Source organism: Bacteroidota bacterium, from assembly GCA_034439655.1.
Taxonomy (GTDB): Bacteria; Bacteroidota; Bacteroidia; order UKL13-3; family UKL13-3; genus CANJUD01.
The window spans coordinates 1-14,907 of the sequence record JAWXAU010000129.1 but is presented as its reverse complement, the minus strand read 5'-3'; the positions used below and the strand labels follow the sequence as shown (position 1 = coordinate 14,907).

Annotated in this window: 12 protein-coding genes; 2 read left to right on the top strand and 10 right to left on the bottom strand. The window is 35.2% G+C overall.

Features of this window, described 5'->3' with window-relative positions; genetic code table 11:
• Positions 1–218: GH3 auxin-responsive promoter family protein (locus tag SGJ10_09265; GenBank protein ID MDZ4758314.1), on the top strand; the 218-nt coding region annotated here is incomplete at its 5' end.
• 248 nt (positions 219–466) lie between these two features.
• The gene (locus SGJ10_09260) at positions 467–1,240 is read left to right on the top strand and encodes a 2OG-Fe(II) oxygenase (protein MDZ4758313.1); all 774 of its coding nucleotides are present in this window, start codon (positions 467–469) and stop codon (positions 1,238–1,240) included.
• A 79-nt stretch (positions 1,241–1,319) separates the two neighbouring features.
• On the opposite strand, the gene SGJ10_09255 is transcribed toward SGJ10_09260, so the two are convergent.
• The 10 genes from SGJ10_09255 to SGJ10_09210 form a co-directional block, all read right to left on the bottom strand.
• The gene (locus SGJ10_09255) at positions 1,320–1,739 is read right to left on the bottom strand and encodes a clan AA aspartic protease (protein ID MDZ4758312.1); all 420 of its coding nucleotides are present in this window, start codon (positions 1,737–1,739) and stop codon (positions 1,320–1,322) included.
• A 661-nt stretch (positions 1,740–2,400) separates the two neighbouring features.
• Positions 2,401–2,646 carry a hypothetical protein gene (locus SGJ10_09250; GenBank protein ID MDZ4758311.1) on the bottom strand — a complete coding sequence of 82 codons (246 nt, stop codon included), beginning with the start codon at positions 2,644–2,646 and terminating at the stop codon, positions 2,401–2,403.
• A gap of 132 nt (positions 2,647–2,778) precedes the next feature.
• Positions 2,779–6,144 (bottom strand): methylmalonyl-CoA mutase family protein, encoded by a 3,366-nt coding sequence (locus tag SGJ10_09245; protein ID MDZ4758310.1) that lies wholly within the window; start codon positions 6,142–6,144, stop codon positions 2,779–2,781.
• 839 nt (positions 6,145–6,983) lie between these two features.
• Complete coding sequence (locus tag SGJ10_09240; GenBank protein MDZ4758309.1) at positions 6,984–7,760, bottom strand: hypothetical protein; 777 nt, start codon at positions 7,758–7,760, stop codon at positions 6,984–6,986.
• Between the two features lie 13 nt (positions 7,761–7,773).
• Entirely contained in the window at positions 7,774–8,478 is a 705-nt protein-coding gene (locus tag SGJ10_09235; protein MDZ4758308.1) for a hypothetical protein, read from the bottom strand.
• Between the two features lie 10 nt (positions 8,479–8,488).
• On the bottom strand, positions 8,489–10,780 hold the full coding sequence (locus SGJ10_09230) for a M48 family metallopeptidase (protein MDZ4758307.1): 2,292 nt from the start codon (positions 10,778–10,780) through the stop codon (positions 8,489–8,491).
• A 327-nt stretch (positions 10,781–11,107) separates the two neighbouring features.
• The gene (locus SGJ10_09225; protein ID MDZ4758306.1) at positions 11,108–12,550 is read right to left on the bottom strand and encodes a serine hydrolase domain-containing protein; all 1,443 of its coding nucleotides are present in this window, start codon (positions 12,548–12,550) and stop codon (positions 11,108–11,110) included.
• Positions 12,551–12,561: 11 nt separating this feature from the next.
• Positions 12,562–13,395, bottom strand: coding sequence for a helix-turn-helix transcriptional regulator (locus tag SGJ10_09220; GenBank protein MDZ4758305.1), 834 nt, complete (start codon positions 13,393–13,395; stop codon positions 12,562–12,564).
• Between the two features lie 160 nt (positions 13,396–13,555).
• Positions 13,556–14,596 (bottom strand): glycosyltransferase family protein, encoded by a 1,041-nt coding sequence (locus tag SGJ10_09215; GenBank protein ID MDZ4758304.1) that lies wholly within the window; start codon positions 14,594–14,596, stop codon positions 13,556–13,558.
• A gap of 222 nt (positions 14,597–14,818) precedes the next feature.
• On the bottom strand, positions 14,819–14,907 hold an 89-nt coding region (locus SGJ10_09210), incomplete at its 5' end, for an IS5/IS1182 family transposase (GenBank protein MDZ4758303.1).

The window sequence follows — 14,907 nt, the reverse complement described above, 5'->3', positions numbered from 1 at the left end:
TCGATGATAAATTACAGGAATTGAACAGCGATTACGAAGCCAAAAGATTTAAGAATATGGCCATGCAAATGCCCAAAATACAACGAGCTCCCAATGGTACTTTTCACCACTGGCTTAAGGCCAAAGGCAAGCTGGGCGGGCAACACAAAGTACCCCGTTTGTGTAATGACAGAAGTATTATAGACGAGGTGTTGGAGTCGATGGAGGTTGTAAGTTAAGGGTTGGCATTCAGTTCGCCGCAGCGAATGGGGGCTGACGCCAAGACTTTTTATTGCTTACTATATATTTGACTGAATCTAATTTCACTTCAATTAATTTGCCGTATGGCCCTTACTCCTATTCGCCGCAGCGAACTTATTCCTAGTTCCTTTTGATGATAATAATTCTATCAGAAACTGACCAATATCATTTTATCGAAGCTATATAATTAGTGAAATTCGTATCATTAATTTTTGGATAAAATATTATGATAAATTTTGAATATATAGAAGCTAATCAAGAACGTTTTAGAGAAGAATTTTTAGCCGCAAAACCTTTTCCGTATATTGCAGTAGATGGTTTGTGCGACGAAGAAAAACTTACTCAATTATATAATACAATTCCTCACATCGAAACCCCAAGTGCCGACTATGTTTTTGCCAAAAATAAATTTGAGAAATCTAGATTTTTTGAATTGGGTGGCGTGTTTTCAGAACTATATAGAGACCTCACTTCAAAGCGTTTTGACAATTGGTTAAAATATGTTACCAACGAAAATGTTTTTGTTGACGATACCTTTTATGGCGGCGGCATACACCAAGGTAAAAAAGGAAGTTTTTTGGATATGCATGCCGATTTTAATTACCATCCTATACACGAAAACTGGTACCGCAATTTGAACTTATTATTATATATAAACAAAGACTGGAAAAAAGAATATGGCGGCGAATTAAAATTAGAAGATGAACGCACAGGTGTGAAAACAGAAGTGGATGTACCCTTTAACCGACTCGCTATTATGCATTGCCGTTCCTATACTTTGCATGGTTACGAACCTATCCATTTCCCTGAAGGAACAGCTCGAACTTCTATCGCTGCTTATGCATATACCTTGCATAACCATCCTGTGGAAAGCCCGCGAACAACGGTGTGGCACGTAAAGAAAGAACAAGGATTGGGAAAATATATGCTATCGAAATTGTGGGTTCCAGCAGTAAGATTGAAAAGTATGTTTAGCAGATCGAAGACAGCGGATCATTGATTTGGGATTCAGGATGCGGGATTTGGGGGCTGACGCCTAAGTTTTAGGCGAAAACGGCAGATTATTGATCTATATATTACTATTTTAGTGAATACAAAGGTCCGTCAGGATGCAGTGGATTGTATACTAATTTATTTTCAGATGGTATAATAACCAGATCCATTAATTCCATAGGTACCGCCCCTATTAAAGGTTCTTCATTGTTTGGCAAAACAAATGCATCTGTTATACAATGCCTGTCCTTAAATTTCAATCTGATAGGGCCTGCCACATCAAGTGTTCTTTTGGTGCCATCAGCTAGGGAAATATTTAATTGTTGCCTCACTCTTAAGCCCAAAATATCTTTAATATTTTCATTGATGGCTAACCGAATAGCCCCCGAATCGGCCATAGCCGTTACCTGCATTTTCCTTATGTTTTCCTTTGGCAAATAACCATCTTCACTCAAAGTCTCATCAGCATAATTGATGATTTCGATATCGGCATATACTAAACCCATGGTACTAATTTTTTATTCAAAGATAAGTATTTATTTAAGTGCTGCAACCTGTTAAAAATTATTATTTATTGGGGGTCAGGATTCGGGTTTCAGTTCGCCGCGGCCAATGGGGCTGACGCTGATTTTAAACGGGTCCGAAATTCTTACTTGATCGTCAATTTTAGGTAGCCAGTTTTTATATTATTTGCTCCTTCGTAATTGCTTACTTTTAGCAATACCATTTTATCAGAAATCCACTTAGCTGCTTCAATATTTGGACACAAAGCAGATTCCAATGCATTACTCTTTTACTCTTTATTAGCGGCCTTGCAATCTAATTTATGAGATGATATTTTCTTTAGCTTCTTATCTGAAATACTATATAAACTCCAATCCCCATGAAGTTCGTACAAACGAGTAAAAAATAAATTAAGCAAATAGGTGCCCGACGGATTTATCAGAGCATCTTGGGCTGAAATGCTATAAGTCCCTGTATAAGGTGATGGGATAAGAATAAAAAAATTGCCTTCGTATAATCCAGCGAATGCAAGGTACCATTTTTCATCATTAACCTTATAATATCCTTTGCCACTAAATTCTAAATACCCATTGGTGGTAGGTTGAGCAATACCACCAGGGTATCAATAAACTCATATACTTTTTTAGAATTATTATATAATTCCTATCTGTTTCCCACCTTCTTAAAATCACTCGTATCCGCTACAAACTTAATTCCTTTGTCAACTGCTTTTGTATATATTTCTTCATCTACCAAACTCATAGTATAGCCAAGATTAATACGCAGAGGTTTGAATTTTACGAGTTTATTTTTAGAAACTTTTTTAGTTGAATCTATATGCCTAAATGTAGAATCAATGATAGCTCCTTCTTTGCTTTCATCATTACTACTACAAGATAAAAATACCATAGATAAAATAAATATTTATAAGTACATATTTGTGGTTGGTGAGGACACGCAACCACGGGCATAATATATAATTTCCTCACTTTTGCATTGAAATAGACAACTATAAAATTAGAAATGGAAAATATAAAATGTTTACATGTTTCTTCTATACTGCCCCCCCACCTCATACAATGCTCCCGACATTTGGCCCAAGCTGCAAGTTTTAGCACATTGCATTAAGTGTTCAAATACATTTTGATTGGTGATGGCAGCCTGCTGCAAATTAGATAATGCAGTGGCAGAAACATCTTTATTACGTTCGTGAAATGCTAAGAGATTATTAATTTGTAATTGCTTTTCTTCTTCAGTACTGCGTATCACTTCTTTGGGCAAAATAGTTGGAGAACCTTTGCTACTCAAAAATGTATTTACCCCCACCAAAGGAAATTCTCCTGTATGTTTCAAAGTTTCATAATACAAACTTTCTTCTTGTATTTTATTACGTTGGTACATGGTCTCCATAGCACCCAGCACACCGCCTCTTTCGCTAATCCTGTTGAATTCTTGCAATACAGCTTCTTCTACTAAATCAGTTAATTCTTCTATAATAAATGAACCTTGTAATGGGTTTTCATTTTTGGCCAAACCTAATTCACGATTGATGATAAGTTGTATCGCCATAGCCCTGCGAACGCTTTCTTCTGTAGGTGTTGTGATGGCTTCATCATAGGCGTTTGTATGCAAACTATTACAGTTATCATAGATGGCATATAATGCTTGCAACGTAGTTCTGATATCATTAAAATCTATTTCTTGTGCATGCAAACTTCTACCACTTGTTTGGATATGATACTTCAACATTTGGCTGCGTTCGTTTGCCTTATATTTATGCTTCATGGCTTTGGCCCAAATGCGACGTGCCACGCGGCCTATCACTGCATACTCAGGGTCGATACCGTTACTAAAAAAGAAAGAAAGATTGGGAGCAAAATCATCAATATTCATTCCTCTGCTCAAATAATATTCTACAAAAGTAAAACCATTGGAAAGTGTAAAAGCCAATTGCGAAATAGGATTTGCACCTGCCTCAGCTATATGATAACCCGATATAGAAACCGAATAGAAATTTCGTACTTTATTTTCGATAAAATAATGTTGTATATCGCCCATCATTTTCAACGCAAATTCTGTTGAAAATATACAGGTATTTTGTGCTTGGTCTTCTTTTAATATATCTGCTTGCACCGTACCACGAATAGTTTCCATGGTTTCCTTTTTTATTTTTTCATATATATCTGTTGGTAAAACTTGATCGCCCGTTACACCTAATAACATCAAGCCTAAGCCATCATTCCCGTCAGGCAATGCACCATCATAAACAGGGCGTTTTATTCCTTTTGATTTATATATATGAGTTATTTTTTCGTCTACTTCCTTTTCTAAACCATTTGCTTTTATATAGATTTCACATTGTTGGTCGATGGCTGCATTCATAAAGAAGGAAAGCAACATTGGTGCAGGACCATTAATAGTCATAGAAACAGAAGTTGCGGCAGCACATAAATTAAAACCACTATATAGTTTTTTAGCATCATCCAAAGTAGGAACACTCACGCCGCTGTTACCAATTTTTCCATATATATCAGGACGTAAATCTGGATTTTCCCCATATAAAGTTACCGAATCAAATGCGGTAGATAAACGCTTGGCGGGCTGCCCTAATGATACATAGTGAAAACGCTTATTGGTTCGCTCTGGGCCACCTTCTCCAGCAAACATACGTGTAGGATCTTCTCCAGTACGTTTGAGTGGGAATACACCCGCAGCATAGGGAAATTCGCCTGGTACATTTTCGGTTAATTGCCATCTTAATATATCACCCCAATCATTATATTTTGGCAATACTACTTTTGGTATTTTTAGATGACTTAAACTTTCAGTATATAATGGTTGTTTTATTTCTTTACCCCGAACATTATATATATAGTTTTCGGCAGTATATTGTTTAACTTTTTCGGGCCAAAAGTCTAAAGTTTTTTTGCATTCAGGATGGAGTTTTTGTTCCAATTCTGTATACAATAATTCGAGTTCGTCAGTTGCAGATTTTTTCTCCTTCAACATATCAATTACACCCCTCAATTTATATAATTGTGATGCAAGAACTCCTTGTTCATTTACCCATTCTCCATAACGATGATTCTCTTCTGAAATCTCGGCCAGATAACGGTTACGGTGTGGTGGAATTAAAAATATTTTTTGCGATTCATCATCACTTACTGGATAATTACTGCGGAATTTTTCGAGCTGCATTTTATCTGCAATCGCATTCATCACATTTCTATATAAACGATTCATGCCCGGGTCGTTAAATTGTGATGCGATGGTTCCATATATAGGAAGGTCTTCATCTTTCGCATCAAACTTATGGTGGTTGCGTTTATACTGTTTACGCACATCACGCAGTGCATCTTGTGCTCCACGTTTATCAAATTTATTGATGGCGACCATATCGGCAAAATCGAGCATATCAATTTTTTCTAATTGCGATGCGGCACCAAATTCAGGGGTCATTACATATAATGAAACATTACAATGATCGGTAATTTCTGTATCACTTTGCCCAATGCCAGAAGTTTCTACAATAATTAAATCGAAGGCTGCGGCACGACATATATCAATACTTTCTTGCACATATTTACTCAACGCTAAATTACTTTGACGCGTAGCCATACTACGCATATATACACGCGGGTTGCTAATACTATTCATACGAATACGGTCGCCTAGTAAAGCCCCACCCGTCTTACGTTTGCTGGGGTCAACAGAAATTATAGCAATACTTTGGGTTTTAAATTCCAATAAATATCTACGAACCAATTCATCAACCAAACTTGATTTTCCTGCCCCTCCTGTTCCTGTAATTCCTAGCACGGGAATAGTTGTGGTATTCAAATCTTGAAACCCTTTGATAGTATCGTTTGTTTTTTCTGGATGATTTTCAACCAAGGTAATTAGTTGGCCGATATCCTTGGGATTTTTATTTTCCAAATGTTTTGCATGACCATTCAAAGAAACAACTGTTTCAAAATCGCACTGTTTTAGCATATCATTTATCATCCCTTGCAAACCCATTTCCCTGCCATCGTCAGGATGATAGATGCGAGATATGCCATATTGTTGTAAATCGGCTATCTCACTTGGAAGAATTGTTCCTCCACCCCCGCCAAAAATTTTGATATGTCCTGCACCGCGTTCTTTTAGCAAGTCATGCATGTATTTAAAATATTCATTGTGTCCACCTTGGTAGCTAGTAATGGCAACTGCTTGGGCATCTTCTTGTATGGCACAGTCCACTATCTCTTGAACCGAGCGATTATGCCCTAGGTGTATCACCTCGGCACCGGTGCCTTGTATAATACGACGCATCACATTGATGGCGGCATCGTGCCCATCGAAGAGGGCTGCGGCAGTGACGATTCTAATCTTATGCTGAGGTATATATTTTTCTGCTTCAATCATGGGTTATTTGAAATTGGGTTACTGTGCAAAATTACGGTATTTTTGAGGTAGAAAAAAAACAGAGAAACTGGACTACTATTTTTGTCCTCACATAGTTATCAAATGCAAGTAGAATAACAAACGCTATGGATTGAACTCAAATTCCGTTTCACAGGTTTTGGTTGTGCCTGAATGATATTCAAAATTGCACATAGTAATACCATTTCTTAAACTATAATAGTTCTCCGCCTGTGGCGGATTTGGCTTGTAGAATGGTAATGCCGAACTAATCCCGAAAGCATTCGGGATTAGTGCCTTTCTTTTGGACTATTATATATTGAGTTTCGGTATTATTTACATTCTCAAACAAACCGATAGTAGTATAATTGGGAGCAACATAAAGGTAGGGAACATTATAAGATGCTAAATAAGTATTCTCTATTTTAAAAAATTTTCCCTACGGCATGGGGCATTGTGAGGTAGATATAGAATTCCCATTTGTGTTTACAATAACTGGTACCGAATCACTAAAGCAGTTAAATTTGTTGGCTGTCACTAAAAATTTATAGACACCTTTGCGATTAAATAAATATTCAAATGAAGAATCATATTTATGATTAACTATTGTATAAATATTTTGAGACAATGGATCTTGGGTCAACACCCAATTAATATGAGATTGCGGTTCATAACAAGACAGTCGAATAGATTGCTTGGAAGTTGCTGATTTTATTTTTAAAGTTAAAGAATCGATGGTCGGTGTTGGAATTCTGCAGTTTGTTTTATGATTGCAAGCTGCAAGAGCAATTATATAAAATAATATTATAATTATATTTGCTTTCAATAGAATTTACTTCATGTTAAGGATTAAACTCGAACTTGGCTTCTAATGTATATATATTACCATTGTACTTATATTGAAAATTACAAACTGACAGTTCGATAGTTTTTGTAGTTCCTGATTTAATATGCACTACCGCAGTAGATGGATTTATAGCAGCATACCGGGTGCCTTGTATTTCTATTGCACAATCACTGCCCGACAATTGGCTATATGTTTTTGTACTGTTAATAGTATAATCGGCTAATAAGGGTGAATTTTTAAAAGTTTTAGGTAAGTAAAAATATACATTATTACTGCTGTTATCATAAAGTCCTGTATAACCATAATTGGTTGTAGATGTAAATGAAGGAACATTGGTAGCCGTGAATGTCGTGCTCTGTAATTTAAATTTTCCCGTGGTGATGGTACATGGGTCCGACGGCGGCGGGTTTCCTCCTGCTGTTACTGAATTAACTGAAATCAAAATAGAGTCTGATTTGCAACCCAATTTTTCACTTACCAATTGAAATTTGTAGATTCCAATTTTATCAAATATATAAGTTAAAACCCTAGATCCAGTATAATATTTTGTACTAGTAGTCCCCGGTATTTCCAGTACAGTCCAATAGTATTTTGTATTTTCGTCATATAGATTGGGATTCGGAATAATATACTGGGTTTTGGTAGTAGAGACTGTAACAGTATAGGTGGCGGAATCAAAATGAGGAGGAGCAATCTTACAATTGGTAGTATGGTCGCATGAATAATGCAACATTACTATTATAAAACCAATAAATACATTATACTTTTTCATAATTAATAATCTTTTAAAAAACATATCCAATTGAAGCATGAGCATTGATCAATTTCATTGATCTTGTTCTTACAAAACCTGCATCATAATATCGCCTAATATCGTTCCCATCAATTGGTGTAACAAATGACTGATCGAGCATAATAGTCATATCAACTCCATAGGTAAAGGTAAAATACTTATATAAAATAATACGTTTGCCAAAACCGTACGTAAAGGTCAAAAAATGATTCTTAGTTGGATATGCTTTTAATATATTGTCCAAACTGTCATACGATCGGGTAAGTAACATATTCAATCCCAATTTCTGAAAATTGCCAATGGGAGCCAAAGCTCCTTTATCTTCATTAAATATTTTAAAGTTAACACCTACGCTATTTGCGTGTACATATCTAATTGCTTTATGGTTGCTAGAGGAAGTAGATGGTACTACAAAATCGGAGGTTCTCATATTTTGGTAATCGAGACCCACTGTAGTGGTGCGAGATTTAGCGTAATCGAGATTTAAATTTTTAATCCAGTTCATTCCAAAAAAGGAGATTTCCCCACCAAGTATTGGTAAAATATTTTCCCTATTATTATAGGTGGCGTTAAATGCAGGGAAAAACATCAAACCCGCACTTGCAGAAAACTTTTTACCAATGAATCCAGGCACTTGTGCCCAGGCACCTTTGCAAAAGGCGGTAAATAAAAGACAAATTATTGTGATTTTTTTCATCGTGTGTTTTTTATTTTTTAGGGTGTTTAAGTTGTAGCAACATATCATATAAATGCATTTCTATAATATAATCTTTGTCGCTGCTATTAATTTTCTTTGTATTGTCATACAGATACTTTCCTGTTCTTAAATCAATAGTTTCATACATAATATAAGTTGAGACATTTCTTTGCATCAATTGATATATTAGAAATGGGGTGTACAACCCTGCAGTAACCACACACAATGCATAATGATACCCCATATCGTCTTTGTCTTCAATGGCATACAATATACCCATATTCATGAGGTAAGGAGTCTTGTTTTTTTCTATCAGATTATTGATGCCTTTATAATCTACCTTAATTAAACCGCTCTCGGTATTTTGGCCATTATCTCTCAAATAATCATTGATAAGCATGATATTGTTCAACACATCCACATCGGCAGCGGTAAACGTTTTGGAATTATATCTTACGGCATCCACTTGAGCCAATTGGCTAAGTCTTGATATTTTTTCATCCAAGTTGATCAATGCTCTTTCACTCTCTTCTTGTTTGAAAGCTTCCTTTTTACGCAAATCAACTTTATAATAAAAGGGTTCGGATATTATTACCTTATCAATGGAAGTGGCTTGCTCTTCTTCTCCATCATATTTTTTTTTCTTATTTTTCTTATCACCATCCTCATCTTTTTTAGTAATAGACAATGCTACATTTTCTGCTTTCTTAAATGCCTTTCTGAACTCTAGGTCTTTCACCAATTCGGCCATGCCTGCATATAAATACGATTTGCCGCTTGATTCTTTCTTAATCGTTTCTTTTCTGGCCTTCTTCAATTTATTATACTTGCTTTTCTTGGTTGTTGTTTCCTCTTCTTCAACTTTTTTTTCCTTCTCTATCAGCTCATCTTTCTTTTCATCAATACTATAGTCTTCAAAATCGGAAAAGCTTGCCTTATGCTCCTTGGTAAGGGTAAGCAATAATTCATCACAAATTTTTTCTATCTCTTCATCTGCAGGATATTTGTCCTTAAGCTTCCATGCTCTTTTTAAAGCCAATATATTCATTGCTATTGGTTCTTCATGCATTTTCTCAATCAAAAAATATAATGAGCCGGAAGCACCTTCAATTTTTTCATAATCAGTATGCACAGTTTTATAGCCATCATCCCCTTCAAGGGCATACACTTTCGTAAGGGCATATAAACTTTTAACTATCGTTTTATTTACATAATAACTATTTGAATCGCCAGCTTCCGACAATATAAAAGCACTATATAATGCATACTCATAATCGTGATTCAATAAATATAAATGCAACAATTCAAATCGGGCTATTTTACGATTCAACTCAAATTCTGTTTTGGATACTATATAATTTTTTCGGTCTTTTTTTCCAATCCCTTCCAATAAATTTGACACTATCTTTCTACGTTTGCGAATAGATGGGTGGGTTGATTCTGCGTCGTCATCGTCGTCTCCTTCGCTTACGGGCTTCAATAAACTATCAGCTAATTGAAAATCGTCTGGGAATTTGAGAAGTTTATCTTCGAAAAAACGTTTATTGAACGGCACTTCATCAAAAGGTAAATTGGCAAACTCTAACACATCAAATACTCCATCGATAGCCTCTAAACTATAACCTGACTTTTTAAACAATCTCAAACCTTCCTCGTCGGCTTCTATTTCTTGGTTCTTGTTAAATGCACATTTTGTAAGGAAATTATCCTGGTTGTTTTTCCGATAGGCAGTCTTCGAAACTTTTTTTTCTAAATTTTTCTCAAATTTAAAACCCAATAAAGAGTGCTGCTTTTTATAATGTGTGATTTCGTGGCAGAGTATATAGGCAAGTTGTGCTTCGTTCTCTAATTGTGCCATCAATCCTATGTTCACAAATATAATTCCATTGGCCGTGGTAAAGGCATTCACATTGGTAAACCGAACTGAATAAAACCTAAGCTTATTATACGTTTCAGGTTCATCCTTCAAAATCTCCTTAGCAACTTTTGCTGCATACAGCGATATTGGATCATTATATAAAACCCTCCCGCTTAATAGCATGCGGTCAATAGCATAATTCGCATCTAGCTGGAATTGTTTTTCCAATTGTTTTTCCGAACGCGACAAATCCTTTTGCTGAATTTTGGCCAATTCCTCCTTATATTTCTCAAAAGAAAGCTTCGTAATATCATTTGGTAAACTGCCCGATGATTTTAAAGTTGTATAGGTATCAAAATCGGTAGCCGATTGTGAGCTCACTTCCTTAGACAAAGTAGAAAGAAGAGTTACAAATAATAGTTTTAGAACTGTTTTGATATGCATTGACCTGAATTTAGTTGTGCAATAATAAGAAACAAATAATCAATTATGTGAAAATCCAAAATTATTCCAAATCTTTTTATTCAATCAATTTCTGGTAATACCGAAACAATATATAATAGTCCAAAAGAAAGCATTCGGGATGTAGTTCGGCATTACCATTCTACAAACCAAATCCGCCACAGGCGGAGAACTATTTTAGTTTAAGAATTGGTATTACATTCAACCGTCTGATGGTGAAGGTTTACTTTGGCACTGATGGCTGTGTTTGCAAATGCGTTGTAATTTTTTGAAATATTGAGGTCTCACTACTAAATAAAATATACCACCTTATTCTGGCATTTGATTCTTCAATAAAAGTTTTAGAACCAGGAGTCCAATATCATCAACGGGCACATTTGAATTTGATAAAACAACTACACCAATATTTTTTTCTTTTACTATTTTAATAACACTACTTGCTCCTGCTGTATTGCCGCTATATCCTAAAACATTCACTTTATAACGGGTCAATGAATCAATGTCCCAAGGCATTCCCATTGTTATTGTTTTGTCAATTTGATGCGGTTGTTGTGCAAGCATTATATCTTTTGCAATAGCTGTTTGCTCGGGTTTCAAATTAGCCTTTATAAATTTAAACATATCTGCCACATCAGAATAAATAGAACCTACACCAACAAAAGTAGGTGTGAAAGTAAAATCTGGCGTTTGCTTGCCTTGAAAATATCCAACCACTTTTCTTTTGTTCTGTTCTTCGTTCAAAATTGTTCTTGTGTTATTCATATTTAATTTGTTGCAAATTTCTTTTACTAATAACTCATCGTAACTCGTTTTTCTTTGCTTTGCTAAGATGTAGCCAAGCAAACCATAACCCGTATTGGAGTATTCGTATGTTTTGCCAACTGGACGAGTTAGCTCTAAGTGCTTTAAGTAAGTCAATAAATCAGCTTCTTGATAACTTGCAAATGGATTATATTTATTTGTGTTTGGTAAATACAAATTATTTGGTTCACCAGGCAAAGCAGAAGTATGTGTTGCCAAATCTAAAAGAGTTATTTCTTTCCCTCTGTAGGTAAGTGGTGGAACACTGTCTGGTAAAAATTTGTAAAGTAAGGATGATGCATCAACAATGTTTTGATTAATGCAGTTAGCTAACAAAATTCCAGTAAATACTTTTGTAATAGAGCCTATTTGAAATAGCGTATTGCTATCTGGTTTTATGCCGCTGCCTTTTGCGGTTTCACCGTAGCAAAAAATAGTTTCTTTGCCATTTTCATAAACACCGACTACTAAACTTACGTCAATATCCTTATGATGTTTAAAAGAAAGGTAGGGGTTTGTAATATCCTTAATAGTTGTGCTGTCAGTAATTTTTGGATAAACGATATTGTCATAAGAAAAATAGAACCCTTGAATTTTTCTTTTCTTTGTGAAAAACAAAGACAGATATTCTATTCCAGTTGTATCTTTTTCATAAATGACTGGTAAAATCAATACCCCTTCCGATGGGTAAATATTTTCTGCTCTGATTATTTTCCCATACTCCTTATATCTCGCTTCTAAATTCAATTTTAATTCGCCTTTGTGAAGTAACATTTTTACTAAACCACTAAACGGTTTTTTTACAAGGGAATAATCCTGTTTGTTGTATCCGTCAATAAAAATATTGAGAGATTTTAGATACTTTTCTTTGGAATCATTTTGTGCCTTAGCAGAATTTGCAAAAACAAACAAGAGCAAAAAAAGGGCAGAAAGTAGCAATGATTTTTTCATTTTTGATTTTTTTAAGTGGCAAAATTATCTTTCTGCCACCTTCCAAAATTGTAAAAATCAAAAGTGAGAGCCGTATTCTTAAAATATTGTTTCGGAGAAATGCCTAACACATTTTTAAAGTCATGAATAAAATGTGCTTGGTCAAAATAGCCAAGAGTGTAACTTAAATCAGTCAGATTATTTTCAGAATTTACTTGATGATGCATTGCCTTATTAATCCTTGTTATCCTAATAAAATCTTTCGGAGGCACACCTATATATTCATTGAATAAATTTCTCAAAGTACTAGTTGAAACATTTATTCTGTTAGCGATTTCATCAACCTCATAAATACTTAATTCTGTAATTAATTCAAGTGCTGTAATTAATTTTTCATTCGTTTTTTTAAGGTTGAGTTGTTTTGATAGAAATGTCTCAATAGCTAATAGAAGTTGAGAATCGGTATTCGCTGATTGAATTAATTCTATCAATTTTTCTACTTCAAATTTGTCAAATAAATTTTGTAAATCAACAGTTTTACCCCCTGTTAAATGTGACATGTTTTCGGGAATAAATAATTGAAGAAAGCATGGCTCAAAGCCGATGGCAATTTCTCCGAATTGTTTACTAAGTTTTATTTCTTGCGTTTCTTTTGTAAGCCCATAAATTGTTGTTGGTGGAATTGGAAACCAGTTGCTTTCTCTTTTAATAGATGCAGTACCGTCAGTTGTTATCGACAGTCCTATTTTACCATTTGGTATTGTTTTATAAATGCTTATTTCTTCGCATGATTTTATTTCATAGACAAATGCTGCATACTTGCTCAACAATTTAAACCCAAAAAGTGGAATGTCTCTATATTTCATTTATTGCAGTCAGTTTAAGGTTTGCACTACGCCATAAGGTTTCGCTCAACAATATGCAGGACTATTATACATTAGGTTTCGGTCTAAACTAAATTTAATGCATTGCATAAAGACTAAACACTAAGGACTTAAGCAACCTAGGCCATCGTTTTGCTCGTAACTATATACTTGATTGTGCTGACATGTATCCATTGCCATTGTTACTATTCGCACCATCTAATGCCATTTGAACAGCCTTGGCTACCAGCATCTCTGTTTGGTCGGGATAATTTACCTCGATTGGTTTGCTGCGGTTGAGCCAATTGGATAAGGTAGTTGCAAAGCCAGGCCCCATTTGACTAACCACAGGAACACCCATCAAGTGCAAGGCCGCGGCGTTGCATTGCTGCTCATATTGTCCTTTTTGAGGTATCACAAATAATTTCTTCCCTAAAAACATTGCTTCCGCTGGCCCTTCAAACCCACCCCCAGAAACAAGCCCCGTGCAGGTCGCCAAACTTGTTATATAAGCGTCATTATTGATTGGTTTTACTTTTACGTTCCCACTGGTATAAGGTTGCTTGCTATGCTTTGTAAAAACATGCCATTCTACGTCTTTTATACTTTTTAAAATGGGTAATAATAATTTGTCGTGAAATGCAGGTAGATATACCGTGCAGTGTCCTTTGTCAATTGACTCCAACTGCCTAATCTCACTTCTGATAATAGGTGTATGTACAAAATTATCATAATTGCCAAAATGGAGAGCCACCGCTCCTGTAAATGGTGCATAATATTTCAATAAGAGCTCTACAGCTAAATCTCTTTTGGTTGGCCTTGGCATAAGCCTGCTACTAAAACTAGATTGATGACTAAGGGCAATACAAGGTTTGTCTTTCATTTGACAAGCCCATGCAGTTATGGCTTCATAATCATTAATAACCACATCGTACTTCTCAATAGGGAACGAGCGGATGTCTCGTAACAAACGTAAGGGTTTTAATTTTTTTAAAGTACTCCAATAATTTACACCGCCTTTGCCACCAAAGGTAAAACCCAAGCCATGCTTACGAAATTTTATAGGATACGGCACACTAACTTCTGCATCGGAACCACTTACCATAATGTCTAAGTCACCATGCTGCTCCAAGTATGGAATTACTTCGCGGGCTCTGCTCAAATGACCATTCCCTGTGGCTTGTATTGCAAATAATATCTTCATAGTATAAGATTATTAACGCCCGACAAATTATAAAAGCGTGTTTCTATAACTGCAAAAATACTGATGGCAAGTGATAAAAATTCATGATGTTATTATTTTCAATTATCTGGTAAACCCATTTCGCGATTAAATGCAATTCCTACTAAAAGAATTGTGATACCGAACTACAATATACTTAACCCTTCCTTTTATAATAATATACCGAAACTCAATAGACCTCTTTCATAATTGAAAATTGTAAAGTCCAGCAATCAGATTAAGTCTCAGGTTATATTTCTTTCTTCTGTTCCTATATTTTTCAGCAATAATTC